Raw genomic sequence first — 26,634 nt, 5'->3', positions numbered from 1 at the left:
AAGCTATCGAAGCCTGGCTTCGCGACGAGGTCGCTGCCGCGTACGATGCCGTCATCGCCGACCCTGCGCGTACGGTCACTGTGCAGAAGTTGCGAGCGCGACTTGCCGCCGAGCAGGCCGGGAGCGTGTGAGTCTCAGCGTCGTCTTCACGCCCGAGGCGGAAGATCAGCTTGTCGAGCTGTACCGCTATATCGTCGCCGTGAAGTCAGCCGAGGTCGCGGCACGCTACACGGACGCGATCATCGACTTCTGCCAAGAACTGGCCTTCGTCCTTGACTTCACTTTCCAACCGCAATTGGACGCCGCGTAAGCCCAACCCCCGCGGCGTACGGTGACCCGGTGGCCCCGCGACGTCTCGACACACCGTCCGGGCCGCTGCTCGTTGACGACGACGGTGTGTTGATCCATGCGCGCGGGATTCCCTACGCGAGCGCCGCCCGTTTCGAAGCCCCGGTACCTGCTCCAGCCCACGCCGAAGTGCTCGACGCGACCGCGCGCGGACCGGTGTGCCCGCAGCTGCCGTCGAGGTTGGAGTTCGTGACCGGGCCGGTGGTCGCCGGCATGTCAGTCAGCGAGCAATGCCAAGTGCTAAGCGTCACAGCGCCTTTGCACGCCGAGCGGCTGCCGGTGATGGTCTGGTTTCACGGTGGCGCCTACGTGTCGGGCAGCGGGGAGGCACCGAAGTACGATCCGGACGCGCTCGTCGCAGCGGGTCGTGTCGTCGTAGTCAACGTCAGCTACCGACTGGGCATCTTCGGCTACCTCAATCCCGACCCGGACGGGGAAGCCAACTTAGGCTTGCGAGACCAGATTCTTGCGTTGCAGTGGGTCAACGAAAGCATCGCTGCATTCGGTGGAAACCCCTCGTGTACAACAATTTTCGGCCAGTCCGCAGGCGGGGATTCGGTGCTGTCGTTGATCCTCGCCGCGGGGACAGCAGGTCTGTTCAACCGCGCCATCCTGCACAGCGCGCCGTTGGGTCTGCGGGCCGGCAGAGACGAGATGACCGCCGCGATGCGCCAATCCGTCATCGCCGCGTTGGCTGACGCCCCGCCTGCTGAGGCCAGCATCGACCAGCTGCTCAACGCCCAGACCGCGGCGGTCCAAACGGCACAGCGGTTCGGTGCGCTCGGCGGGTTCCCGTTCGCGCCGATCGCCGGGCTTACGCCGCTGCCGGCCGCTGGTGACGAAAGCTCCCGGCTTGCCGAGGCGGCCGCCGCGATCGAAGTCCTTATCGGATACACCCGAGACGACGCAGCTCCCTTCGTCGCGATGCACCCGCGAGCGCGGTGGTTGCGGGGCCGCATCGGGACGCGCCCGATCCTGCTGGTTGGTCGGGTGATGACAAAACGGATATTTGCCCGACCCGCCCTTGACCTCGCGCGGTTCTGGACGCGCCACGGCGGACAGGCCGTGACATTCCGGGTCGACTGGTCGCCGCCGGACGCACCCCTGGGCGCATGTCACTGCATTGACCTGCCCCTATTGTTCGGTTCGTCGCAATCCTGGGAGGATGCGCCGATGCTCGGTCGCGGGCCCGGACCCATCGACCAGGAACTGGCCGCCACCACGCGAACACGCTGGGCTGCGTTCGCTCATCACGGCGCGGGAGCCTTTGGTGGCTCGTCATTGCGCATCTGACCACGATTGGAAGCGAACTCCCAGTTACCAGCGCTTCGCGTAGTGGATAATGGGTCAAGTCGGTTCAACAAGTTGCCGCAGCTACTTGTCTCCTGCTCGAAAGCCGGCTCATGTTCAAAGTCTTGTTAGACACCAAGGACCTCGGCGAGGCCGAAGCTGTCCTCAGCGCCAACTTCGCGAAGATTCGCATCAAGAAAACGTCCGGTGACACGTCGTCCATGATCAGGATGGAGCGCGCCACCGTCGGGTCGATAGCCGTCAACACCGCCAACTACGGACTCGATTTCAGCTACGAGATGGAGCCGCCCGCCAAGATCGTCATCTGCCGAGTGCTCTCTGGTGCGTTGGAGGAGCGGTTCAATGGGCTTTCCACCGCCGTGTTCAACCCGGGCGAGGTCGGCGTCATCGGAGCCCCTCAGGGAGTTCCCTGCGCGGGCCATGTTCAGCAAGGCCACTACGAGCAGCTGATAATCCAGCCGAGCTTGTTGACCCGCCGCGCCCCCGGACCGGGCGGCGGTGACGAGCCAGTGCGGCTGACCGGGTCGGTCCCGGTCTCGCCCGAAGCGGCTCGGCAGCTGTTCGACGTCGTCGGCTACTTCGGACGTGTCGCCGCCAACCGGTATGCCTATGAAAGCCCGTTGATCACCGCGGGTCTGGAGCGGTACGTGGCGAGCACCCTGCTGGCCACCTTGCCCAACAGCGCGCGGGAGGCAACCCACAACAGGCACGATGGCGACGATGCGCCCGTGCTGCTACGTCGTGCCGTTACCTACATCGATGACAACGCGCACGACGACATCTCGTTGGGTGACATCGCTTCGGCGGTTTACGTCACCCCCCGGGCATTGCAGTACATGTTCCGCAAGCATCGCGACTCAACCCCGATGGAGTACTTGCGCAGAGTCCGCCTGCACTACGCGCACCGCGACCTGGTGACTGCCGACCGCGCGACGACGACGGTGAGTGCAGTCGCCCGGCGTTGGGGATTCACGCACATGGGCCGCTTTTCGGTCTACTACCGAGAACACTACGGCCAGAGCCCGCACGTCACGCTGCGCGAGGGCTAACCGTCGCGCGTCGAAAACAACTCGGGTGCAACGGGTTTGGTGGTGTAGGTGCGCGTGCCGGAGGACACCGTCAGCACTAGGCGCCGAGTCCCATCTTCGGTGCCCTCGCCGGCAGCGGCAAAACGGTGAGCGTGGGCTAGCTCGGTGAGAAAGACGGCACTGCCGCCCGGCGCAACGTCATGGGGGACATCTGCCCCGGCGATCGGCTTCTCGACGGGCACCAACGAGTTGCCGTCGTGCTCAGACCGAATCGCCCACCCGGCCACGTGAAACGACGAACGTCCGGCATTGATTACTTTGACGCCGATGATGAGCGGACTTTCGTCGGCCTGCTCGGCAGCGCCCACCAATGACTCGCGAACCTCCGCACTGGCATCGTTGGTGACCAGTCCGTCTCGAGTCAGCCGCCCGACTACCGCGGTGAGCTTCGGCCGTGGCCGTTGCAATCGCAGCAGAGTCACCTGCCAACCGAGCGATAGCACCGCAAGCACGGTGGCAACGATGCCGAGAACCAATCCGGCGACGCTCATCGAAGACTCCAAGTGTCCGGCATGTTGTCAACGCTACTTGCTCTCGCGGCGCCTACCGTCGGTGTGGTCCGGAAGACGGCGGTAAACCACTGCGGCAGGCGGGAATCCGTCGCAAAGTCTGAAGAACATCCAATAATCGCCTGAGCATCCGTTAAGACCGCGAGTCAGCACAGGATTGTGTCAGGCCTCGCCCCTAGTCTCGGCGGCATGAGCACCAAGTACTACCTGCAGAAGGTTCCCGTCGAGTCCGTCGAACCGGGCTATTCACTGGCCATCCGCGAACCCGGCCGCAAGGGCGGCAAGTTCCGGCTCTTCCAGGTCGAATGCACGCAACAGTCGCAGCGCAGCGGGCAACCCGTGATGATCACACTGACGTCGCAATCCGACGAAGCGGTGGAATACGAAGCCGGCACGCCGGTCGTGCGGCTGTTCGGAGTCTGCGAAGCCGCCGCGTCCTAAAGCGGCTTCGCGGCAGTGACGAACTGCAAGGCACGCTGGGTCTGCTGCTCGATGTCGACCAGCCCCGCCTCGGTGAACAGGTCGACGAACGCAGCCCCGTCAAACATCGTCAACCCGATCACTCGCGCTGTGGTCTGCAGGGCGAAGTTAATTGGTGGCGGCTGCCCGGCGTAACTGGTCAGCAGGGCGATCCGTCCGCCGGGGCGCAACACTCGGATCATCTCCCGGGCAACGCGGAACGGCTCGGGAATCAGATACAGCGCACCGAAACAGGCCACCGCGTCGAAAGTATCGTCAGCGAACGGCAATTCGCGCGCGTCGCCGCGGACATAACAGGTGCGTGGGCCACTGTTGTCCTGGACGGCCCGGGTGAGCATCGGTTCGGAGATGTCGAATCCGACCGCGAGGCTTCCCGTGGACAGTTGCTCGGCCAGTGGCGCGGTGAAATTGCCGGGTCCGCAGGCAACGTCGAGCAACCGCTTGGCGCCGCGCAGGTGCAGGGCCGTCGCCGCGCGGCGCTCCTCGGCCTGCGTGGTGACACCACTGGCCAGGAAGAACGACAGTGGCCGCCAAAGCCCTTCGTAGACGGCAGCGACCAACGGGCTATTCATGGCCTGCTGGGCGATGGTGGGGATCGAAGGCGCCGTCGATTCGCCCAAGACGTCGAGGTAACCGTGCCGCAGCTCGGCGTCTTTGGTGAGCAGACTGCGAGTCAACTCGACTCGATCCTGGTTGTCGATCATTAGCTCCAGGCTAGTTGGCAGTGCGCGTGCGCTCCTTGCAGGGGCGGCGACGTACGCCATAACCTGAGTCGCAGCAGACCGCGGAGGGATGGCCGATTTGAGCGGCGTGGGGGCCGAAGAACTCGCGGGAATGGACGTCTTCCGGGGATGTCCTGCTGACGATTTGCTGCCGTTGGCGTCTTGCCTCGCTCCGCTGCGCGCCCCGGCAGGTCAGGTATTGATGCGACAGGGCGAACAGGCCTTGTCGTTTTTGCTGATCGGCTCCGGTAGCGCCGAGGTTATGCATGTGGGTGACGACGACACGGTGGTGGTCGAGCAGCTGTTGCCGGGGATGATCGTCGGGGAGATCGCGTTGCTGCGCGATATCCCGCGGACGGCCACAGTCACCACTCTCGAACCGCTGACCGGGTGGATCGGCGGCAAAGAAGCGCTGACGCAGATGATGCACGTCCCCGGGATTATGGAACGGTTGGTGCGCACGGTCCGCCAGCGACTGGCCGCCTTCATCACGCCGATTCCGGTACGGGTACGCGACGGCACGGAGTTGCTGCTACGGCCCGTGCTGCCCGGTGACAGCGAGCGCACGGTGCATGGCCACGTCCATTTCTCCAGCGAGACGATCTACCGACGGTTCATGTCGGCTCGGGTGCCCAGCCTGGCGATGATGCAGTACCTCGCCGAAGTCGACTACGTCGACCACTTCGTCTGGGTAATGGTCGACGGCACCGACCCGATTGCCGACGCGCGGTTTGTGCGAGACGACCGAGACCCGACGGTGGCCGAAATTGCGTTCACCGTCGCCGATGCGTATCAGGGACGCGGCATCGGGACATTCCTGATCGGTGCACTGGCCGTAGCGGCCCGGGTGGATGGCGTCGAAAGGTTCTCTGCGCGAATGCTTTCCGATAATTTGCCGATGCGCACCATCATGGACCAGCACGGCGCGGTGTGGCAGCGCGACGACATCGGAGTCATCACCACGATCATCGACGTGCCGCGCAATCTCGGTTTCGGGCGGGACCTGGAAAGCCGAATCAGGCAGGTCGCTCGGCAGGTCATCGAGGTGGTCAGTTGACCGGGACGCGAGCTGTCTAAGTGGGTCACCAGCCAACAACGTTGCGGCCGTTGTGGTTTGGTCCGCTGCTCATCCTACTGGCCGGCTGCGCGACGGCCCCCGAGCCGGCGTCGGCGCCCGCGGTCCCGGCGTCCCCGACGTCGCACGCCGCCGGCATCAACCCCGCGAACATCCGACGGGTCGGACGCGAACTGCCGCCCGGCTACGAGGTGACCAACATCGCGCGCGCACCGTCCCCGCGGGCTATCTGGAGCCTCACCGCCGACGCCGCCGCGACACCGCCGCAATGCATGGCCCTGGCCGACCCGGCCGGCGGGCGCGACCAACCCGCACAAGGCGTGTCCGGATCTGGGCCGGGTGGCATCCTCGACGCGGTGGTGGTGCCGGCGGGAGTGGCACTGGACGCCAACGTCGTGACGGCTTGTGCGCACTGGGATTTGACCGCTGGGCGCACGACGGCGGGAATTGGTCTCATCGACGCACCGCACATCGATGGTGCGCAAACCGTCGCAATGGTCGCCGATATTCGGGCAGCCGCCGAGTCGGGCAGTGAAATCGATTCTCGGGCATACACATTCGTCGCCTACCTGGGCGATCACTTGGCCTTCACCACGCTGACCACCGACCCCGGCTCGATGCTGCCGGCGCTGCCGCCGCAGTTCGCCGCTGATCTGTTGGTCAAAACGGTGTCGACGCTACGCGGCTGAGCATTCGTGTTTGGGTAGATTGACCACGATGTCGAAGGTGGTGCTCGCAGTCGCGACGGTGTGCCTGCTCGTCGGGTGCTCCCCGGGGGCGAATTCCGCGCAGTCCACCAAGGGCGATATCGCCAAGATCGCCGACGTGAAGTCGAGCTTCGGACCCGAGTTCAAGGTCACCGACGTGCCGTCCCGCGCGATCGACCCGCAATTCTTTGCCGCCCGCAAGCTGCCCGACGGGCTGACCTTCGATCCGGCGAGCTGCGCCAAGGCTGCCGTCGGACCGGACATGCCGCCCGGTGTGGAGGGCAATATGGCCGCGGTGTCCGCCGAAGGCAACGGCAACCGGTTCGTGGCCATCGCGGTGGAAACTTCCAAGGAATTGCCGCTCAATGATCCCGGCAAGGAGTGCGCCAGGGTGGGATTTTCCGGGGCCCAGCTGCGCGGTGCCATCGAGGTGATCGACGCACCGAAGATCGACGGTGTGCACACCCAAGCCGTGCACCGCGTGTTGCAGGCGATGGTCGCCGGGTCTGCCCGCACCGGCGAGCTCTACGACTATTCCGCGCAGTACGGCGACTACCAGGTGATCGTCATCGCCAATCCGCTGGTGGTGCCGGGTCAGCCGATCGCGAAGGTCGACACTCAGCGGGCGCGGGATCTGCTGGTCAAAGCGGTTGCCGCCGTTCGCGGTTAACGCACGCCACGGGGCCGGAACTGGATGCTGACCCGCGGTCCGGCCGCCCCAGCCGTCTTGGGAACCGAGTGCTCCCAGGTGCGCTGGCAGGATCCCCCCATCACCAGCAGATCGCCGTGCGCCAGCGGAAAGCGCAGCGACGGGCCGCCGCCGCGCCGCCGCATCGCGAACGTGCGGGTGGCGCCCAGGCTGACGATCGCGACCATGGTGTCCTCGGTGCTGCTGCGGCCGATGGTGTCGCCGTGCCAGGCCACACTGTCGTAGCCGTCGCGGTAGCAGCACAATCCGACCGTGGTGAAGGGCTCGCCCAGTTCTCCGCCGTAGATGTCGTTGAGTCGCCGGCGCAGCCGTGCCAGCCCGGGATGTGGCGGATCTTCGACGGAGAGATCGTGAAAGCTCACCAGCCGCGGCACGTCGACCACCCGGTCGTACATTTGGCGGCGCTCCGTGCGCCACGGCACCGTGCGCAACAGCGCTTCGAGCAGGTCCAAGCCGTCAGTAGGGCTGTCGCGCAGCCAGTTTGCGCGGACGTCGATGAAGGCGCCGTCGCCTAGTTGTCTGCGTTCGTTGTGCTCGAATAGCGAGCCCTGAGCCGCGATCGCCACGAACCTGAGTCTATCGCACATCAGTTCGATCGATCGGCGTGTGACGCGCCTCCCGGCGTTTGCGCCGCTACGGTTTGACCTGTGGGCGTCGAACTGGGGACCAATTCCGAGGTGGGTGCGTTACGGGTCGCCATCTTGCACCGCCCCGGCGCCGAACTGCGCCGCCTCAATCCCCGCAACAATGACCAGTTGCTGTTTGACGGGCTGCCGTGGGTGTCCCGCGCGCAGGACGAACACGACGAGTTCGCCGACCTGCTGCGCGAGCGCGGCGTGGAAGTGCTGATGCTCTCGGAGCTGCTGACCGAGGCGTTGGAGCACAGTGGCGCCGCCCGGATGCAGGGGGTTGCCGCGGCCGTTGACGCGCGGCGGCTCGGAACTCCGCTGGCGCAACGGCTTTCGGAGCACCTGCGGGGACTTGAACCCGCGGAGTTGGCCGACGTGCTCACCGCTGGCATGACGTTCGCCGAACTCCCGCGCGGCACCCGTACCGACGTGTCGCTGGTGCTGCGAATGCACCACGGGGCCGAGTTCGTGATCGAACCGCTGCCGAACCTGGTGTTCACCCGCGACTCGTCGATCTGGATCGGGCCGCGGGTGGTGATCCCGTCCCTGGCGTTGAAGGCGCGCGTGCGAGAAGCGTCGCTGACCGACATCATCTACGCCCATCACCCGCGCTTCACCGGTGTGCGGCGCGCCTACGAGTCGCGCACCGCGCCTGTCGAAGGCGGCGACGTGCTGCTGCTCGCCCCCGGGGTGATCGCCGTTGGCGTCGGCGAGCGGACCACGCCCGCCGGGGCGGAATCGTTGGCGCGCAGTCTTTTTGACGATGACCTCGCCCATACGGTGCTCGCGGTGCCGATCGCGCAGCAGCGTGCGCAGATGCACCTGGACACGGTGTGCACGATGGTCGACACCGACACGGCGGTGATGTACGCCAATATCGTCGACACCCTCTCTGCCTTCAGCATCGCGCGCACCCCCGACGGTGTCGCCATCGGCGATGCCGCGCCTTTCGTCGAGGCCGCCGCGACGGCGATGGGGATCGACAAGCTGCGCGTGATCGACACCGGAGGCGATCCCGTCGTCGCCGAACGCGAACAGTGGAACGACGGCAACAACACGCTCGCGCTGGCGCCGGGCGTTGTCGTCGCCTACGAGCGCAACGTCCAGACCAACGCCCGGCTGCGGGAGGCCGGCATCGAGGTGCTCACCATCGCAGGATCCGAATTGGGGACCGGTCGCGGTGGGCCGCGCTGCATGTCCTGCCCCGCTGCCCGCGACGCGCTCTAGGTTTGCGCCAAACTAGCGCCAGCTCGGCAGCCAGATCTCCATGTCCCAGGTCTGCTGGGAAATCGGCAGACCGGTCAACACCGGGAACAACCAGGCAAAATTCGTCACCACCAGCGCCACATAGCAACAGACCAGGATCATCCCCAGCGTTCGCCGCTCTTTGTTCTGCCGTGGCTGATGCAGGATGTCGCCCAAGATCAAAGCAATGGCCATGACCAGGAACGGGCCCATCGTCGACGCGTAGAAGAAGTACATCTGCCGGTCGATCTCGGCGAACCACGGCAGCCACCCCGCGCAGTAACCCACCCACACCACCGCATACCGCCAGTCGCGGCGCACGACCATGCGCCAAGAGGCATACAGCAGGACCGGTACCGCCAGCCACCACATCGCCGGGGTGCCCACCAGCATTACCGCTTTGACGCACGACTGTGCCCCGCAGCCCGGAACGTTGTTCTGGTCGATGGCATACAGCACCGGCCGCAACGACATCGGCCAGCTCCACGGCTTGGATTCCCACGGGTGGTAGTTGCCTGCGGAGTTCGTCAGCGTGGCGTGGAAATGGAACGCCTTGGCGGTGTAGTACCACAGCGAGCGGATCGCGTCGGGCAGCGGGACGACGCTGTCCGGGCCGATGGTCTGCCCGACTTGGTATCGGTCGATCGACGTCTCTGAAGCGAACCAACCCGCATAGCTGGCCAGGTAAACCGCGAACGGAATGACCAGCAGCGCATACGCGGTGGGGATGACGTCGCGCCGCAATGTTCCCAGCCACGGCCGTGGCACCTGGTACTGCCGGCGGGCCGCGATATCAAATGCCAGCGTCATGATGCCGAAGAACGCGATGAAGTAGAGGCCCGACCACTTGGTCCCGAATGCCAGGCCCAGCAGCACCCCGGCGCCGAACCGCCACCAGCGCACCCCCAGCCGCGGACCCCACACCGTCGCAGCACAGCGACCCTCGAGGAACGCCACGTGCATCCGCGCGCGAACCTGATCGCGGTCGACAATCAGTGCGCCGAACGCCGCCACCACGAAGAAGGTAAGGAAGCCGTCCAACAGGGCAGTCCGCGCGGTGACAAAGCTGACACCGTCGCAGATGAGCAAGAGCCCCGCGATACCACCGACCAGGGTCGAGCGGCTGATTCGCCGGACGATCCGCGTCACCAACGCAACCAGCAGCACCCCCAGCAGCGCACCGGTGAACCGCCAACCTAACCCGGTGTAGCCAAACAGCGCTTCACCGATCGCGATCAGCTGCTTGCCGACCGGCGGATGCACCACCAGGCCAAACCCGGGATTGTCCTCAATCCAGTGGTTGTTGAGTACCTGCCAGGCCTGCGGCGCGTAGTGCTTCTCGTCGAAGATCGGGGTGCCCGCATCGGTCGGTGAACCCAGATTCAAAAACCGGGTGACCGCGGCGAACAGGGTGATCACGCCGGTCACAATCCACCCGCGCAACCGGTCTACCGGGCCGAAGTCGGCGACCGGCACCAGTGGTTCGGGGCTGATAACCGGTGCCACGCGCTCCTCGGCACGATCCTCGCTCACAGCGGAGGCTTCTTGGGGCGGAGCGGTCATCACGTCGATCGTAGGCTGTCCGTCATGACCACTGGGCGCCTATTGCTTGGCGCAACGCCGTTGGGCCAGCCCTCGGACGCATCACCCCGCCTCATCGAAGCGTTGGCCGAAGCCGATGTGGTGGCGGCCGAGGACACCCGTCGCGTGCGCAACCTCGCGAAAGCACTCGATATCCAGATCGGCGGGCGCGTGCTGAGCCTGTTCGACCGCGTCGAGGCCACCCGCGTCGCCGGCCTCGTCGACGCGATCGCGACCGGGGCCACGGTGCTGGTGGTCAGCGACGCCGGCATGCCGATCATCAGCGACCCCGGCTATCGACTGACCGCGGCGTGCATCGAGGCGGGTCTGCCGGTGCAGTGCCTGCCCGGGCCGTCCGCAGTGACGACCGCGCTGGTCGTCTCCGGTCTGCCTGCGGAAAAGTTCTGTTTCGAAGGGTTCGCCCCGCGCAAAGGTTCCGCGCGGCGAGCCTGGCTGGCCACCCTGGCCGACGAACGACGAACCTGCGTGTTCTTCGAATCACCACGCCGGCTCGCGGCTTGCCTGCGCGATGCGGTCGAAACGCTCGGCGGTGCCCGGCGGGCCGCGATTTGCCGGGAGCTGACCAAGGTGCACGAGGAGGTCGTGCGCGGATCACTCGACGAGCTGGCCGCCTGGGCGTCCGATGGTGTGCTCGGCGAGGTCACCGTAGTGCTGGCCGGGGCGACCCCGCGCGCCGACTTGTCGACGTTGGTGACGGACCTCGTGACCGAGGTGGAAAACCTTGTCGCAGGCGGGATTCGGATCAAGGACGCATGCAGCCATGTGGCAGCCGGATATCCCGAGGTGCGATCGCGCCAACTCTACGACGCGGTCCTCCAGTCACGCCGCGACGACTAGCGCGGCTTTTCCTGCAACCCTAGATGCAGGGGCCGCCCGGGATCGGGCACAGCGGCGGGTGCGGCGGCAGGGCCGGCGGAGGCGGCAATGCAGGCAGGGCCGGTAGCCCCGGAGGGGCGGGCAACGCCGGCAGGCCAGGCAGGGCCGGTAGCCCGCCGGGGATTCCCGCCGCGGCCACCAGGGCCGGCAGCGCCGCTGCAATAGTTGCCGGGTCCACGCCCGGTAGTCCCGGCACACCGCCGGCCAACGCCGGCAACGCGGCGGCCAGCATCGCCGGGTCCACACCCGGCAGGCCCGGCAGACCAGGCACACCGGGCAGACCGCCGGCGGCCAACGCCGGCAGCACTGCGGCAATCGTCGCCGGGTCTATGCCGGGCAGAACGCCCGGCAACCCGGGCAGAACGGCGGCCAGCATCGCGGGGTCCAGTCCAGGAATCGGTGGCAGGCCCGGAATCCCCGCCGCCAGGGCCGGCAGCGCTGCGGCGATGATCCCCGGGTTCACGCCGGGCAGACTCGGCAGACCCGGGATGCCGCCCGCGGCCGCCAGTGCGATCAGGTCGGTTGGCGACACACCCGGCAGGCCGGGCAGACCGTTCGCCGCCAAGGCCATCAGTTCGGCGGGCGACATGCCAGGAAGTCCCGGCAGGTTCAAGCCCGGCAAGCCGCCGGCGGCGGCCAGCCCGATCAGGCCTGCGGGCGAGATACCCGGCAGACCCGGCAGGCTCAGACCCGGTAGGCCCGGAATGCTCAGGCTCGGCAGGGCCATGGCGGGCAGCCCCGCTGTGGAGGGCAACAGCAAGGAGCCGATGGAGTTGAGTCCTCCTTCAGCCGCCGGCAGGAGGCCCGAGGATTGCAGCGTGTTGTAGGCCAGTACGACATAGGTGACGGCTAACGCGCTGGACGTGACCACGCTGGAAATAGTGCCTCCGACGCCCAACACTCCGTTGATGACGGAGGAGGCCGCGTTCACTCCGTAGGGAATGCCGGCGAGGCCGGTCACGCCGCCTGCCATGCCATACAGGTCCGGTACGCCTGGGATGCCGATGCCGGGGATGCCGCCGATGCCCGGGAGCGCCGCGGCGGCCGGGTCGAAGCCCGGTGGCAACGCGTTGGCCGGAGGCATGACGGGGCTGATCGCGTTGGACGAACCGGGCGCCAGGGCGCTCGCCCCAGGCGACGGGGGAGTGTAGGCAGCCGGTTCGGCGGGGCGCGGCGCTACCGCCGGCGATACGGGCTGCGGAGGCTCGATCGGCGACGGCACCCCCTTGGGCGCCGCGGCCGCCGGCTTACTCGTGTCGGGCATCAGGACTGAGGCCAGCCGATCACACTGCTGACCTGCGCTGCAGGTGCCGCCGGACACCGTCCGGCTGTGGTTGGTGACGGTCAGGGGCGTTACCGCCAGCGCACCGCCTAGAACGGCGGCAGCCGCGGCACCAGCGATGGCGACTCTCATGACAATCCCTCGCACCCTTCCGGACCCGTTTTGGATCCTCACGCACCCGCGACTAAACCCGCGTTGATGGCTGAAGCTTATGCGTACCGCGCCGCGCGCGTGGGCGTTCGGTGAAATTGGACCCCACCGCGGTTGCGAGTCGAAATTTGCTGAGCTAACTCACTCGGCTGGTGGAAACGGCGGCGGGAAGGCCCACTACCGGCGCGGCCTTGTGTAGACATTCCGCCCATTCGGCGTCCGGATCGGAGTCGGCGGTGATTCCGCCGCCCACGCCGAGTACCGCCCTGCCGCGGGTATCGAACTCGACCGTGCGGATCGCGACGTTGAGCTCGCAACCAGCTAGCGGTGATGTCAAACCTACAGTGCCGCAATATATTCCGCGCCTATGCTGTTCCCATTGCGAAATAAGTTGGCGGGCACGAAGTTTCGGAGTTCCGGTGACCGACGCCGGTGGGAAGGTGGCATCCAGCAATGCCGACATCGGCAATTCGGCGCGAACCTGTGCCGACACCGTCGACACCAGGTGCCACACCCCAGGTGCCCGACGCACCACCAACAGTTCGGGCACCGCGACGCTGCCGGTAACTGCTACTCGCCCAAGGTCATTGCGGACGAGATCCACGATCATGATGTTCTCGGCTACCTCTTTGGGCGATGCCCGCAGCGCGGACGGCCAGGCATCCAGCGGCAGCGTCCCTTTGATCGGGCTGGATGTCACGACGTCTCCGCGCCGGCGCAGGAACAATTCAGGCGATAGCGAGGCAACCGCTCCCCAGTTTCCGGCGACGTAGGCCGCTCGGGCCGGGGCGGTCCGGGCGACGCCGTCGACGAAGAAATCCAGCGGTGATCCGGTGACCTCGCCGACGAACCGGGTGCAGACGCAGGCCTGGTAGACCTCGCCGGCGGCGATCGCCTCCAGGCAGGCCAGCACACCATCACGGTGTGCTGTGCGGTCACCCGGAGCCCAATCGATCTGGCACATCGGTGCCGTTCTGGGGGTCACGCTGAACGCGTCAGCCAACCAGTCCGGTGCCGCTGCGCCGCTGAGGCTCTCGTACCACCACTGACCGTCCCGGTCGCGGCGCAAGACACAGTCGGTCCAACCGCCGGCGGCTTCGGGGATGCGGTGCGGCAGCCGGTCGGAACCGGGATCGGGATAGCACAGGTAGCCGATCCAGCCCCCGCCTACCGGGCCGGCCGGGGCGGTTGTCGAACGATCGGGGACGGCGAACACCTCGTCGGCGGTGACCGGCTGTATTGACACGCTCGGGGCTATTACGGCCAGCGCGCCGAACCATTCGCCGGTCAGCGCGGCCGGCGGCGGCAGTCCCAGCCGGCTGGTGGCGCGGCCGAGCGCGCGCAGCACCTGTGGCGCCGCGCCCAGATCGCCGAGCCGGTCGATTCGCACCGCCCTAGCTTGACAGAACCGTGGGTTTCCGCACCCCAGCAGCCCTGCCGGGGTCGGCTAGCCTCGGCTGATCTCGCGCGCGGTAGCCAGCGCGACCAACTTGTCCGGGTTGCGCATGACGTAGAAGTTGGTGATCTTGTCCTTGACGATCTCGATCGAGATGACGCCTTCCAACTGCTCGTCGAGGTAAAACAACACCGCCGGAGCGCTGTTGCACGTCACCACCTGCACCCGCACCACCCCCGCGGCCTTGCGCATGATGCCGGTGATGGCCCGGGCCACCCGTTCGGCGCCGACGACGGGTTTGCGAGCGGCGCTCACCTTGCCGCCGCTGTCGGCCATCCAGGTCGCGTCCGGCGCGAGCGTCGACACCAGCGCCGCCACGTCGCCACTGGCCGCCGTGGCGAGGAACTGCGCGGTGATCTCCTCGTTGCGCTGCGCGTCCACCTCGCCGAATCGTTTGCGGCGGGCCTGGACGTGCGCGCGGGCCCGGTGCGCGACCTGTCGCACAGTCGGCGCCGGCTTACCGACCGCATCGGCGATCTCGTCGTACTCGAAACCGAACACTTCGCGCAGCACGAACACCGCCCGCTCGTCGGGGCTGAGCGTTTCCAGCAGCACCAGCATGGCCATCGAAACCGATTCCGCCAGAACGACATCCGCGGAGGCGTCGTGCTGGTCGAGCAGCAGCGGCTCGGGCAGCCACGGTCCCACGTACTCTTCGCGGCGGCGGGCTTGCGCCCGCAGCGTGTTGAGCGACTGCCGGGTGACCAGCTGGGCCAGGTAGGACTTGGTGTCCCGCACGGTCGACAGGTCGACCTCGGCCCAGCGCAGGTAGCTGTCCTGCAACACGTCGTCGGCTTCGGTGGCCGAACCCAATATCTCGTAAGCGATGGTGAACAGCAGCGGGCGCAGCAGCGTGAACCGGTCTGCGTGCCCGCCGCTGTCCGATAACCAGGTCACCGCAGCGCAGCCTGCGTTTCGGCGGGCTGCTGGGCAGGCCGGTTGCCACCTTTGAGCCAGCGGTACCAGCCGGGCTTCGCCTGTTCTTTGCGCAGGCCCCACAGCGTGCCCTTGCAGACCAGCTCCTTGATGGTCGCGGCCATACGTCCGCCGATGTAGAGCTTGATCGGGGTGTCGTCGGTGCGGGCCAACTGGATGGTGCCGTAGCTGCGACCGACACTGATGCACTGCCCGGTGAACGCCTGGTTCAGCGGTGCCGGAGTAGTGCCGGCCAGGCGGGACAGCACCGTGTTGGCGGCCTGGGCGGCCAGCGGGATGGCGGCCTGGCAGCTCATCCGCAACGGCTGGTTGGAGGGCGCGGCGGCATCACCGGCGGCGACGATCCGCTCGTCGCTGACGCTGGTCAGTGTCTCGTCGGTGAGCAGCCGGCCCAGCGAATCGGTGCTCAACCCACTGCGGGCGGCCAGGTCGGGAACCCCGAAACCGGCTGTCCACACCGTCGCCGCACTCGGCAATACGGTGCCGTCGTTGAGGACCACCGAATCCCAGCGCACCTCGCTGACCGCGACGGACTCGCGCACGTCGACGCCGAGTTTGCGCAGCTGACGTGCCACCGAACGCCGGCCGGGTCCGCTCAGTGAGGGGCCCAGCACGCCGCCGCACACCAGGGTCACCGAACGTCCCAGCTCGCCGAGTTCGCCGGCCGCCTCGATGCCGGTCAAGCCGCCGCCGACGACCGTTACCGGTGCATTGACGGGCAGATCGGCCAGGGCGTAGCGCAGCCGCTCCGCGCCTTCGAGCTCGGCCAGGACGTGGGCGTACTCGGCGGCGCCCGGGACCGCTACGGGTGTGGCGCCGGTGCTGCCGACGGCGTAGATCAGGTAGTCGTAGTCCAGCGCGGCACCCGAGGCCAGCAGCACGCGTCGGGCCGCGGCGTCGATGGTCTCGGCGCTGTCGATGACCAGCCGCACGCCGGCTCCGAGCAGCGTTCCGTAGTCGGCGGTGGCGGTGCCGGTCCCGGCGGCCAGCTGGTGCAGGCGGATCCGCTCGACGAACTGCGGGCGCGGGTTGACCAGCGTGATGTCAACGTCGGTGCGCAGTCGCAGGTGGTTGACCGCCATGGTTCCGGCGTAGCCGCCGCCGATGACGACGACGTGGGGCCGGGGGCCGGTCGGTTCGGTTAGCTCAGACATCTTTGGCTCCTTCGGGTCGCGAGGCTTACGACCTTCAGACACCGCAGAGCGGCGATCCGTGACAGAACCAGCGATAATTGTGAGCTGTCTCACGTCCTAGGGGAGTGTGCTGGTTCGAAGACGAAGTTGTTCACATACACCCCGCGCGGCGCCCAGTCGTCTTCCGCGCCGCCGATGTTGGCGGGGTTCTGATGGGTGCCGGCGTCGAACTCCTCGATGGGTCGGCGCTGGTCGTCCAGGGTGAAATAGCCTCGGTAACCCAGCCCGGTCAGCAGCGCGGTGATGTCGGCAACCGCGTTTGCGTGGTGGCGTTCTTCGGCTTCCACGACGATGGTCGGCTGGTTGCGCCGCAACGTGTCGACGGCGCCGCGCAGGACTGCCAGCTCGTGGCCCTCGACGTCGATCTTGACCAGGCCGACGTCCGTCAGACGCAGATCGTCGAGGCGCTTGACCGGGACGTCGATGGATCCGACGGCACCGCCGACCGCGGTGTCCAGCTCGTTGTGCTGGTCGATGGTGCTGCGTCCGGGGTCGGACTCCACGACGCGCATCGCGGTGACGCCCGGGGTGTCCGACAACGCCACGGCTTCGATGCGCACCGCGGCGCCGGCGGCGGTGAACATCGACGCCAGGTCGCGGGCCTGCGCGGGGCGGGGTTCGAATGCGATCACCGAGCGTGACGAAGCCAGCATCGCGATCGCGAACTCGCCGACGTCGGCGCCGATGTCCAGCGACACGCGATTGGGATCGCACAACGACCGCACCAGCGCTACGTCCGGGCGGGACTCGCCAAGACGCTGCAGGATCTTGAATTTGCGCTTCCAAAACCAATGTGGCGCCACGGTCTTTGCCGCTGGGGCCAACAGCCGTTTGGCTGACTGCGCGACAGACACCAACCGACCCTAGCCGACCGGGCAATCGGCCCTTCGGATCAAGCGCGGCGCCATCGTTGGCGAAAGTGCCGAAATCGGCTCGCGTGATAGTCTCGGCTAACCAGAATCCATCCGTGACCTGCGCTGGTCCGGCTACTTCCCAGGGCTCCGGCAGATCGGTGAAGCCACTTCGATGCGCATCGGCGGGCATTCGAATACGGCGGCTAAGAAGACTGTCCGCTGGCCGGGTTTGTCGCCGATAATTGGCGTAGTTCTCGTCAGGGCACTCGACACGGGCACACCAATCGGAGGTCTTCGTTGCCACGCAGCTTGGACCTCGTAGTCACCTCCGTAGCTACCCAGCTCATGGAGGCGACGGCGTCCACCGCTACGCAGGTCAGCGAACGAGTTCTCGCGCAGCTTGTCGAGCAGTTCGACGTCGACGCCAGTTTCCTGCGCCACCACGACCACGACATCCGCGCTTCGGTCCTGGTCGCGGAGTGGCCGCCGCGAGTGAACGTTCCGGATCCCGACCCGCAGGCTGTCGTGCACTTCACCAGCGCCGACCCGGTGCTCGCGCAGTGCGAGCACGGCCGCAAACCGGTGGTGATCCGGCCCGAGCAGAACACTCGCTCGCCGCGTTGGGTCGGCGGTGCCAAGCAGGCCGCATCGCCGTCGGTGGCGGCGGCCCCACTGGTGTCCGGGGAGATGACGACCGGCGTGCTGGGCTTCGTCAAGTTCGGCGCCAGAAAGTGGAAGCAGGAAGAGATCAACACTCTCGAGGCGGTCGCGGCGCTGTTCGCTCAGCTGCAGGCCCGAATCGCCGCCGAGGAGAAGCTGCGCTACCTGGCCGAGCATGACGATCTGACCGGTCTGTACAACCGCCGGGCGCTGGTCGCTCACCTGTCCGACCGCCTGATGGCCGGCAACCCGGGACCGGTTGCCGTGCTGTACATGGACCTGGACCGACTGAAGTCGATCAACGATTACCTCGGCCACACCGCGGGGGACTGGTTCATCCGCGTCTTCGCCCAGCGGTTGCGGGTTTGTGCGGGCAGCCAGAGCATGATCGCGCGCCTCGGTGGGGACGAGTTCGTGGTCATTCCGGACCAGACGATGTCGAGTGCCGCGGCCGAATCGTTCGCCCGACGGTTGGGCACGATGCTGCGCGAGCGCCTCGCGATCGGGGGACACCAGATCACCCGCACGGTCAGCATCGGTCTGGCGGTGGGCATGCCTGGCCGCGACAACAGCACTGACCTGCTGCGCCGCGCCGACGAAGCGGTGCTGACGGCCAAGCGCGCGGGCGGCAACCAAGTCGCCCTGTCCACCGACGACATGTCGCTTAAGAGCGCGTTCCGCAATGACATCGAGCTGCATCTGCAGGGCGACATCGACAGCGAGGCGTTGCTGCTGCACTATCTGCCCGAGGTGGACCTGTGGACGGGCGCCATCGTGGCGGCCGAAGCATTAGTGCGCTGGCGGCATCCGATCTGGGGTCTGCTGCTGCCGGACTCGTTCATCGGGGTCGCCGAATCGACCAACCTGGCCGGGGAACTCGGCCGTTGGGTGATGCGCAGCGCCTGCTCCGAATTCAGCCGGTGGCGGGCCAACGGCGTCGGGCAAACCGCCATCTTGCGGATCAACGTCTCGCCCGTTCAGCTGATCACCAGAGGATTCGTCCGCAACGTCGCCGACACCATCGAGGAGTTCGGCATCGACGGCGGGTCGGTATGCCTGGAGATCACCGAGCGCGCCGTGGTGCACGACATCGAAGCCACCCGCAAGACGCTGCACGAGCTCAAAGAGGTCGGGGTACAGATCGCCATCGACGACTTTGGCACCGGTTACGCCGTGCTCTCGCACCTGAAGTCGCTTCCGGTGGACATGCTCAAGATCGACACCGGCTTCGTCCGTGACCTCGGCACCAACGCCGGTGACTTAGCGATCGTGCGGGCCATCATCGGTCTGGCCGAAGCCTTCGGGCTGCAACTGGTCGCCGAGGGCGTCGAAACCCCTGCTGCCGCACTGACTTTGATGCAGCATGGCTGTCATCGGGCGCAGGGCTTCTTGCTGTCGCGCCCCGTTCCGGGCAACGCCATGGAGGCGTTGCTGTCCGCTCGCTGGATGCCGATGCCGTTCCTCGCCGACCGTGAGGCACTGACGCTCGGCGCGATCTAGCTCAACTGTGAGAGTGGTTGAAAACAATTAGAAAAGTCACCTTGATCGTTGTCGCGTGCGCAACCGTCGTGGTTGCCTGCACCGCTCTATTGATCGGCGGTTGCGGCCGCAATCACACCGACCCCGGTCCGCTGGCGGCGATGGTGAGCCCGGCCATCCCGCCGGCCGCCCAGGAAATCCCCAACCCGCTGCGCGGCCAGTACGAAGACCTGCTGGAGCCGCTCTTCCCTCAGGGTCGGCCCGCCCAGCAGCGCTACCCCGCCTGGCCCGCGTCGTATGACGCGAGCCTGCGCGTGACCTGGCGGCAGTTGCAGCCCATCGACCCGGCCACCTTGCCGCCCGATGCGCCCGACGAGCTCAAGTTCGACTTCAGCGCCATCGACGACGCGCTGAACAAGCTGGCCGAGCGCCGGATGAGGTTGACGCTGCGAGTGCAGGCCTACAACTCGTGCTGCAACGCGACCTATCCGGACAACACCAACATCGAGATTCCGGACTGGGAGCGGGCCAAGCCGGGTACCAGCACCAGCTACCCGGGTTCGGCCACCGGGTCGCCGGCGGGCGTGACCCAGGTGGTGCCGAACTTCAACGATCCGACCTACCTGAACGACTTCGGCCAACTGCTGGCCGCACTGGGGCGTCGCTACGACAACGACGAGCGGCTCAGCGTCTTCGAATTCTCCGGCTACGGCGACTTCAGCGAGAACCACATCGCGTATCTGCGCGACGCACTGAACGCCGCCGGCCCGGGACCCGAGCAGAGCGAAGCCGTGCTGGGCTACTACAGCCAGTTCCGCGACCAGAACATCACCAAGGCGTCCATCCAGCAATTGGTCGCGGCCAACGTCAACGCGTTCCCGCACACGCAACTGGTGGCCGCACCCAACAACCCCGAAATCGTTCGTCAGTTGCTCACCGACGACGTCACTCGCAAACTGGCCGGGCCGGTCGGTATCCGCTCGGACTGCCTCGGGGTTTATGCGCCGCTACCTACGTGGGCGGAGTCCAGCACGTCGCACTACGTGCAGACGCAAGACCCACTTGTCAACGCGCTCAAAGACCGCCTCGGCAAGGCGCCGGTGATCACCGAGTGGTGCCAGCTGCCGAGCGGAACGTCGCCGCAGTCGTACTACGACAAGGGATTACACGACGTCATCAGGTACCACGTGTCGATGACTTCCAGCATCAACTTCCCGGACCAGGATGCGACGTCGCCAATGGATCCCAAGTTGTACGTGCTGTGGGCGCAGGCCAACGCCACCGCCGGTTACCGGTACTCGGTGGAGGCGCGAGCGGGGTCCCAAGCGCTGCAGGACAACGTGGCGTCCATCGCGGTGACCTGGACGAACTACGGCTCGGCCGCGGCGACCGAGAAATGGGTTCCGGGCTATCGCCTGGTGGACTTCACCGGGCAGACGGTCCGTGCCATCCCGGCCACGGTGAACCTGAAGGATCTGGTCCCGGAGTCCTCCGGCGACCGCAGCATCGACGCGCCGCCGCCGGCATCGACGACCGAGACGGTCAAAGTCGACCTCAAGGGCCTGGCGCCCGGCCACTACACGCTTCGGGCCGCGGTGGGCTGGCAACAGCACAAGCCGAACGGCACGCATGTGGTGAACTACCCGCCGATGCAGTTGGCCCGCGACGGCCGCGATGATTCCGGTTTTTATCCGATTGCCACCCTCGATGTCTCCCGGGAAGTGCTGGTCACGCCCTCGAAAGCGTGATCCGGACGAGCAGCGCCATACCAAGTGGCGCTTACTGGGTTGTTTTACGTACCAATAGTCGGTAAATTACCGTTCCAGAGAACTGTTAGTTTTCGACTTGTTGGGGCGGTATCGGACGTCGATTACCGGGGCGGGATCGGATGGGACCTGGCTGCTGGGCCGGCGTCTGCCAAGAGAGGTTATTAGGGGATGGATTTCCGCACGTTTGTCCGGACTCTCTTGCTGCATTGGAAGCTGGTCCTCGGCGCGGTGCTGGCCTGTCTGGCCGGCGCGGCGGCCATCACGGCGTTCCAGACCAAGAGCTACGAATCCTCTGCCACCGTGCTGATCTCGTTCTCTGGTGAAACCGACCTCATGCAGGTCTACCAAGGCACTCAGGCCGCCCAGGAGCGGCTGTCGTCGTATGCGACGATCGCCGGCGGGCACGCGGTGGCCGAGCGCGCGGTGACGCAATTCCACCTGCCCGTCAGCGCGGACGCGCTGGCCAGTCAGACCAAGGTGGCGTTCACCCCCAAGACCACGCTGTTCACCATCACGGTCACTGACACCGATCCGAAGCGCGCGGCGACACTGACCAAAGCCGTCGCTGACGAGTTCACCATCATGGTCGGCACGCTGGGAACCAACCCCAGGACTCCGGTGACACCGCTGGCCACGACCGCGCCGTCACCATCCCCGTCGGCAGCGCCGTCGGCAACGCCGGTCGCTGAGGATGAACAGCCCACCACGCAACCAGGTGAGACACCCGTGGTGGCCGCGCCTTCGGGCTCGGGCTCGGGCTCGGGCTCGGGCTCGGCCGCGCCCTCGGTGTCGGCCGAGTCGCCGCAGACGTCACCCACCGGCGCGCCGTTGCCGATGGCTAAAGCGACCGTCGTCGAGCAACCCGGCGTACCCGACAAGCCGGTCAAGCCGGTGCCGGTGCGCAATATGGCGATGGGCTTAGTCGCCGGGTTGCTGCTGGGTACGGGTGTGGCGCTGACTCGGTCTGCCGCCGACCGGACGGTACGCGATCGCGCGAAGCTCGAAGAGCTCTCGGAGTTGCCGACACTGGCCGAGCTACCCGGACATCGCGGCAGCGCACCACGATTCGGCACCGACATCTCCTTTGACGACGCGGTGCGCGGTCTGCGGGCCCGGCTGCTGCGCGCGATGGGACCCGGAGCCAACCGGGTGCTGCTGACCGCGCCGTTCGGCGGCGAGGGCACCACGACGACGGCGATCAACCTGTCCCGGTCCTTCGCCGAACTCGGCGAGGACGTGCTGCTCGTCGAGGGCGATACCCGTCGCCCGGTAATCGCCGGCTTGCTGAAAGTCGAATCCGGCGAAGGCTTGTCGAACGCGTTGAGCAACCCCGGGATCGCCACGGAGGCCACCAAGCCGACCTCGATTCCCAAGCTCTTCGTGCTCGCGGCGCGTTCGGTGCGCCGGGAAACCCTGCCCACCAGTGCCTACCTGCCCGAGGTGCTGGACAGGGTGCTCAAGGATGTGGCCAAAACTTTCGAGCGCACGGTCGTCGACGGTCCGCCGGTGCTGGCGACGGCCGACTCGGGTCTGCTCGGCGGTGCCGTCGACGCCACCGTGTTGGTGCTGCGAGCCGGTCGCACCACCGAGGACGAACTCGCGGACGCGCTCACCGCGCTACGGGCCGCAGGAGCCAATGTGGTGGGCACCGTGTTGACCGACGCGCGAATCGCCCGGCACACCAGGGCGGCGACCAAGACCTACCGCGCCAAGGTCAGCGGACCCGCGTGATCCGCTACCTGCGGAGTCGTCATCGCTTGGCGATGGCCGCAGTTATGTTGGCGCTGTTTGCCTTTGGTTGCTTTGTCTACGGCGCGCTGTCGGTGCGTAACACCACCCAGGGCATCATGCTGGTCGGTTTGACATTCTTTCTGATCGTCTACTGGGCCAAGCCGGAACTGATGATCGGTCTGGCCTTGTTCCTGGGCTGTGCGGCACTGCCGCAAGGCCTGCACGTGGGCAAAGTGATTGGGCCCGTGTCGATTTACGCCGCTCATGTGGTGCTGATACTGGCCATCTGCTTCGTGCTGCCCGTTGTGCGGTTGCGCATGTCCGACTACTTCTTGCCCGGGGCATTCGGCCTCATGGTGGTTTACTCCGCCGCCGTTGGTTTCAGCACCGGACACAACACCGCTGTCGTGGTGCGCGAGACGACCTTCCTGTTCGAGATGCTCGCCGGGTTCGTGCTGGCGCTGGTAGTGGTGTACGGCGAATACATCATCTTGACGATCCACGCGATGGCGTTCACGTTGTGGTTTTCGGCGGGCATGGCCGTATTGGGTTCCTCTGGCGGCATCCGATTGGCCGGTCGCACTGAGAGCTTGCAGATGGATACCGGTGACGCGGCCAACCGGGTCATCACGTCCACGTTGATACCGGCAATCGCCGTATTGACCGCGCTGGTTGCCGCTCAGATCGCCGGACGTGTCAAGCCGTCGGCCTACCTGACGCTGGGGCTGCCCGCCTTGGTCATTGCCGTTCTGGCGTTCTCCCGCAACACTTTGCTCTCGGTGGGTGTGGCCGCCATCGTCGCGTTCTTCGCCAGCATGGGGTGGTCCGCGGTGCGGCGCGCGGCGCGGCTGACCCTCATCGGCGTCGGGATCTTGGCGGTGTCGATACCGGGCGCGCTGTTCTTACTCGGCGATACCTCCGCTGGGGTATGGCTGGCCAATCAGATCACCGGGTTCAGTCACCGCGTGCTGGGGAGGTCGACCGGAACCGCGCTGACCCAAGACCCTTCGACGTTGGCGAGGTTTGCCGAAGACCGGCACCTCAACGAGGCGATTGGGGCCGCGCCGGTGTTCGGGCATGGGCTGGGTTACGCCTACCAGCTGCCGTTCGGAGGCGACGACCCAACAGAATTCACCCAGACGCTGGGCACCACCTATGCTCACAACTTCTATCTGTGGTGGCTGGCCAAGTCCGGTGCCGTCGGTATGACGGCGTTTGCGGTATTGGCGTTGACGCCGTTGGTGCGGGCGCTGCGCAGCGCGTCGGTGCCGGCGAAGATCGCCGCATCCACCAGTGCCGGCCTGCTGGTGATGTGCGTCGTCGATCCCCTGCCGGAGGATCCGGCAAACGCGATGACACTCGGCTTGGCCCTGGGAGCGGCGATGGCCTTCGCTGCCCTGCGCCACCGTCGATGCTTGGAAAGTCAAGTGGTCGAAGATGTTTCGGACATTGAGCCTCCAGCCCTACCCGTCGGGGCCCTGCGATGAGGGTACTGGTGGTGGGTCCGGCACCGGCGCAGGCGGCCAGTCGGGGCGGGATGGCCACAGTCATCACGTTGATGGCCGCGCATCCGGCTGACGGAGTGAGCATCGTCATGGTGCCGACGTACATCGAAGGCCCACTGTGGTATCGGCTCTGGGTCGGCGGTTCGGGGATGCTGCGCGCCACGTGGCTGGTGCTGCGGCGGCGCGTCGACGTACTGCACGTTCACCTCGCGCACGGCGGCAGCGTGGTGCGCAAGGCGCTGCCGCTGACGGCGGCGCGAGTGGTGAACGTGCCCACGATCGTTCATGCCCACAGCTACGACTTCGGCGGCTGGTTCGACGGGATACCCGCGATTGCTCAGCGTGCGGTTCGTCGGCTGTTGGTTGCCGATCAGTGGCTGGTGCTGGGCAGCCGACATGTGGAGGAGTACGCGTCCCGATTGCGGTTGGCGGACGGTCAGATCTGCGTGTTGAACAACGCGGTACCGATCCCGCAGCGCGCCGTCGAGCAGACGAATATCGATCGGGTACACGCGGTTTCGCTGGGGCGGCTGGGCGTGCGCAAAGGCAGCTACGACCTGATCGCCGCGGTAGGTGCCCTCGACGAACTGCTTCGCGACCGACTGCGGCTGACGCTTGCCGGGGACGGAGAGGTAGACGAGGTGCGGGCCGCGGTTGCGGCGGCCGGCCTGGCCGACACAATTCACGTCGCGGGCTGGCTGGGGCCAGATGAGCGGGACGAATTGCTCGGTGATGCACACATTTTCGTGCTACCAAGCCATGACGAAGGCTTGCCGATGGCGCTGCTGGAGGCAATGGCCTACGGGTTGGCCCCGGTGACGACATTAGTGGGCAGTATCGGTGAGGCGGTCGCCGACCGCGTCAATGGGTTGGTGGTCGAGCCCGGCCGTCCCGACCAGATCGCCGAGGCGCTAACCGAACTCCTCAAAGACGACACCCTGCGGGCGAGCCTCGGCGCGGCCGCACGCAGCCGTGCCAGCGACTTCGGTTTGGACCGTTGGTATCAACGGTTGCAGCAGGTCTGGCGCATATGCATTGCGGAGAAAGGCGAGCGAGAATTGTCAGTCAAGGATCGACTGCTGGTCAGTGAAGCGGCCAATGTGGCCGCGAAGTACGTGACGATGCGCAACGTCGGCCGGTTGTTGGGCCGGCCCGCGATGACCGCCACCACCGAAGCGCTGTGGCGCCGACGGCGCACGAGCGACCTGGCCATGAGGGTGGCCGATCACTTTTCTCCCAGTGGCGCAACGGTTGTCGACGTCGGGGCGAGTTGGGGCCTATTCACTTACCATTTGGCGCGCCGCGTCGGGAACTCCGGGCGCGTCTACAGTTTTGAACCGCACCCGGACAACGCGCCGATGCTGCGCAAGCTCGACGAGGCGCGGCGCTATGTGCATTTCCGTCAGGCCGCGGTTTCCGACGAGCCCGGTACCGCGCAGTTACTGGTGCCCGAGCAGCACAACCGTCAGGTGACCGCGCAGGGCAGCCTGGCGCACGGGTTCGACGGGCAAGACGTCGGCGTGCGCCGGATCGAGGTGCCGACGGTGCGTCTCGACGACGCATTGCGGCCCGACCTCGACGTCGATTTCGTCAAGATCGATGTCGAAGGACACGAGATGTCGGTGTTGCGGGGTGGTGCGACGATGCTGCGGCGTTGCCGCCCTACGATTTTGATCGAGATCGAGCAGCGTCACCTCTCGGTGCCGATCAGTGAGGTGTTCGAGCAGATCGAGGATCTCGGATATGAGTTGTTCTACGTGACTGATTCCGCGCTGCGGCCAATTGCCGAGTTCGACGTGGAGCGCGACCAAATGTCGATGGTCAATTCGGGTGAGTTCCATCCCTTCTCGATGCCGAAGGGCTACGTGCATGACTTCTGCGCGGTGCGGTCGGCGGAATTGGTTGACGAGTTTCGTTAAAGGGGCAGCCTGGTCTGCAGTCGAGGCTGCGAGTCCCATCTGTCACTTGCGCACCTGTCTAGGGGACAATGTGATTTTTGCCCGGCTTCGAGCGACAAGTGGTCGGGCGGGGGATTGGTCAATTCTGCCAAGGTCTTTCGTTCGGGCAAGAACCGTTCTTGTCGGTAGGTCTTCGTAGAATTGGACGCGTGGCTGCGAGCACATATGCGGAGATCTCCGAGATTCTCGGTGAGCTCGACGGGTGCGCGGATCGGTTGTGTGAGTCGACTTTCGATGCACCGGCGACCGCGGAGTTGCTGGGCATCATGGAGAGTGCGCAGCGGGTGGTGCGTAAGTTGCGGGTATCTGGGCATGCGGTGATCAATCAGCTGGGTGTGGTGGCCACCCCGGCGGAGTTGG

At 66.5% G+C, this 26,634-nt stretch carries 23 protein-coding genes and 1 pseudogene; 15 read left to right on the top strand and 9 right to left on the bottom strand.

The window, feature by feature from the left end:
• Nucleotides 1-127: 127 nt before the first annotated feature.
• From A5634_RS19540 to A5634_RS19530, 3 genes are all read left to right on the top strand, one after another.
• Entirely contained in the window at nt 128-310 is a 183-nt protein-coding gene (locus A5634_RS19540; protein WP_065145681.1) for a type II toxin-antitoxin system RelE/ParE family toxin, read from the top strand.
• A 29-nt stretch (nt 311-339) separates the two neighbouring features.
• Nucleotides 340-1,641, top strand: a complete 1,302-nt coding sequence (locus A5634_RS19535) for a carboxylesterase family protein (RefSeq protein WP_065145680.1) — start codon at nt 340-342, stop codon at nt 1,639-1,641.
• Nucleotides 1,642-1,751: 110 nt separating this feature from the next.
• Nucleotides 1,752-2,708, top strand: a complete 957-nt coding sequence (locus tag A5634_RS19530) for a helix-turn-helix transcriptional regulator (RefSeq protein ID WP_065145679.1) — start codon at nt 1,752-1,754, stop codon at nt 2,706-2,708.
• Here A5634_RS19530 and A5634_RS19525 read toward each other — a convergent pair.
• Nucleotides 2,705-3,238: a hypothetical protein gene (locus tag A5634_RS19525; protein WP_065145678.1), complete on the bottom strand. Its 534-nt coding sequence runs from the start codon at nt 3,236-3,238 to the stop codon at nt 2,705-2,707. The genes A5634_RS19530 and A5634_RS19525 overlap by 4 nt on opposite strands.
• 207 nt (nt 3,239-3,445) lie before the next feature.
• Here A5634_RS19525 and A5634_RS19520 point away from each other — a divergent pair, with 207 nt between their 5' ends.
• A complete protein-coding gene (locus A5634_RS19520; RefSeq protein WP_065145677.1) occupies nt 3,446-3,697 on the top strand; it encodes a hypothetical protein in 252 nt (83 codons plus the stop codon).
• On the opposite strand, the gene A5634_RS19515 is transcribed toward A5634_RS19520, so the two are convergent.
• The gene (locus A5634_RS19515) at nt 3,694-4,440 is read right to left on the bottom strand and encodes a class I SAM-dependent methyltransferase (RefSeq protein WP_065145676.1); all 747 of its coding nucleotides are present in this window, start codon (nt 4,438-4,440) and stop codon (nt 3,694-3,696) included. The genes A5634_RS19520 and A5634_RS19515 overlap by 4 nt on opposite strands.
• Before the next feature lie 88 nt (nt 4,441-4,528).
• Here A5634_RS19515 and A5634_RS19510 point away from each other — a divergent pair, with 88 nt between their 5' ends.
• From A5634_RS19510 to A5634_RS19500, 3 genes are read left to right on the top strand one after another with little or no spacing between them, the layout of a single operon-like run.
• A complete protein-coding gene (locus A5634_RS19510) occupies nt 4,529-5,515 on the top strand; it encodes a GNAT family N-acetyltransferase (RefSeq protein WP_065145675.1) in 987 nt (328 codons plus the stop codon).
• Nucleotides 5,516-5,556: 41 nt separating this feature from the next.
• Nucleotides 5,557-6,222, top strand: a complete 666-nt coding sequence (locus A5634_RS19505; RefSeq protein ID WP_065145704.1) for a DUF5642 family protein — start codon at nt 5,557-5,559, stop codon at nt 6,220-6,222.
• Between the two features lie 28 nt (nt 6,223-6,250).
• A complete protein-coding gene (locus tag A5634_RS19500) occupies nt 6,251-6,910 on the top strand; it encodes a DUF5642 family protein (RefSeq protein ID WP_065145674.1) in 660 nt (219 codons plus the stop codon).
• Here A5634_RS19500 and A5634_RS19495 read toward each other — a convergent pair.
• Nucleotides 6,907-7,515 carry an alpha-ketoglutarate-dependent dioxygenase AlkB gene (locus A5634_RS19495; protein WP_216638752.1) on the bottom strand — a complete coding sequence of 203 codons (609 nt, stop codon included), beginning with the start codon at nt 7,513-7,515 and terminating at the stop codon, nt 6,907-6,909. The genes A5634_RS19500 and A5634_RS19495 overlap by 4 nt on opposite strands.
• 81 nt (nt 7,516-7,596) lie before the next feature.
• Here A5634_RS19495 and arcA point away from each other — a divergent pair, with 81 nt between their 5' ends.
• Nucleotides 7,597-8,805, top strand: coding sequence for an arginine deiminase (gene arcA / locus A5634_RS19490; RefSeq protein ID WP_065145672.1), 1,209 nt, complete (start codon nt 7,597-7,599; stop codon nt 8,803-8,805).
• A 12-nt stretch (nt 8,806-8,817) separates the two neighbouring features.
• Here arcA and A5634_RS19485 read toward each other — a convergent pair whose 3' ends face one another.
• On the bottom strand, nt 8,818-10,329 hold the full coding sequence (locus A5634_RS19485; protein WP_155769626.1) for a dolichyl-phosphate-mannose--protein mannosyltransferase: 1,512 nt from the start codon (nt 10,327-10,329) through the stop codon (nt 8,818-8,820).
• An 81-nt stretch (nt 10,330-10,410) separates the two neighbouring features.
• Here A5634_RS19485 and rsmI point away from each other — a divergent pair, with 81 nt between their 5' ends.
• On the top strand, nt 10,411-11,262 hold the full coding sequence (gene rsmI / locus A5634_RS19480) for a 16S rRNA (cytidine(1402)-2'-O)-methyltransferase (RefSeq protein ID WP_065145670.1): 852 nt from the start codon (nt 10,411-10,413) through the stop codon (nt 11,260-11,262).
• Nucleotides 11,263-11,281: 19 nt separating this feature from the next.
• Here the strand turns inward: rsmI and A5634_RS19475 are convergent, their stop codons facing one another.
• From A5634_RS19475 to A5634_RS19455, 5 genes are all read right to left on the bottom strand, one after another.
• Nucleotides 11,282-12,715 carry a hypothetical protein gene (locus A5634_RS19475; protein WP_065145669.1) on the bottom strand — a complete coding sequence of 478 codons (1,434 nt, stop codon included), beginning with the start codon at nt 12,713-12,715 and terminating at the stop codon, nt 11,282-11,284.
• A gap of 154 nt (nt 12,716-12,869) precedes the next feature.
• Nucleotides 12,870-14,123, bottom strand: coding sequence for an aminodeoxychorismate synthase component I (locus A5634_RS19470; RefSeq protein WP_065145668.1), 1,254 nt, complete (start codon nt 14,121-14,123; stop codon nt 12,870-12,872).
• A gap of 57 nt (nt 14,124-14,180) precedes the next feature.
• Nucleotides 14,181-15,086, bottom strand: a complete 906-nt coding sequence (locus A5634_RS19465; RefSeq protein WP_065145667.1) for an RNA polymerase sigma-70 factor — start codon at nt 15,084-15,086, stop codon at nt 14,181-14,183.
• Complete coding sequence (locus A5634_RS19460) at nt 15,083-16,279, bottom strand: NAD(P)/FAD-dependent oxidoreductase (RefSeq protein WP_065145666.1); 1,197 nt, start codon at nt 16,277-16,279, stop codon at nt 15,083-15,085. The genes A5634_RS19465 and A5634_RS19460 overlap by 4 nt, the downstream gene beginning before the upstream one ends.
• A gap of 89 nt (nt 16,280-16,368) precedes the next feature.
• On the bottom strand, nt 16,369-17,172 hold the full coding sequence (locus tag A5634_RS19455; protein ID WP_065145665.1) for an FkbM family methyltransferase: 804 nt from the start codon (nt 17,170-17,172) through the stop codon (nt 16,369-16,371).
• A gap of 297 nt (nt 17,173-17,469) precedes the next feature.
• Here A5634_RS19455 and A5634_RS19450 point away from each other — a divergent pair, with 297 nt between their 5' ends.
• The 6 genes and pseudogenes from A5634_RS19450 to A5634_RS19425 form a co-directional block, all read left to right on the top strand.
• A complete protein-coding gene (locus tag A5634_RS19450; RefSeq protein WP_065145664.1) occupies nt 17,470-19,332 on the top strand; it encodes a putative bifunctional diguanylate cyclase/phosphodiesterase in 1,863 nt (620 codons plus the stop codon).
• A 17-nt stretch (nt 19,333-19,349) separates the two neighbouring features.
• A complete protein-coding gene (locus A5634_RS19445; protein WP_065145663.1) occupies nt 19,350-21,059 on the top strand; it encodes a hypothetical protein in 1,710 nt (569 codons plus the stop codon).
• 189 nt (nt 21,060-21,248) lie between these two features.
• Complete coding sequence (locus tag A5634_RS19440) at nt 21,249-22,811, top strand: polysaccharide biosynthesis tyrosine autokinase (protein ID WP_065145662.1); 1,563 nt, start codon at nt 21,249-21,251, stop codon at nt 22,809-22,811.
• Nucleotides 22,812-22,843: 32 nt separating this feature from the next.
• A complete protein-coding gene (locus A5634_RS19435; RefSeq protein ID WP_065145661.1) occupies nt 22,844-24,298 on the top strand; it encodes an O-antigen ligase family protein in 1,455 nt (484 codons plus the stop codon).
• Nucleotides 24,295-26,235, top strand: a complete 1,941-nt coding sequence (locus A5634_RS19430; protein ID WP_065145660.1) for an FkbM family methyltransferase — start codon at nt 24,295-24,297, stop codon at nt 26,233-26,235. Before A5634_RS19435 ends, A5634_RS19430 begins: the two co-directional genes overlap by 4 nt.
• A 188-nt stretch (nt 26,236-26,423) precedes the next feature.
• Nucleotides 26,424-26,634, top strand: a pseudogene (locus A5634_RS19425) (hypothetical protein); the annotation flags it as partial.

Origin of the sequence: Mycobacterium asiaticum (genome assembly GCF_001673365.1) — a bacterium.
Lineage (GTDB): Bacteria > Actinomycetota > Actinomycetes > Mycobacteriales > Mycobacteriaceae > Mycobacterium > Mycobacterium asiaticum_A.
Note: the sequence above shows the minus strand (reverse complement) of the source record. Positions and strands in the feature narration are given on the sequence as shown.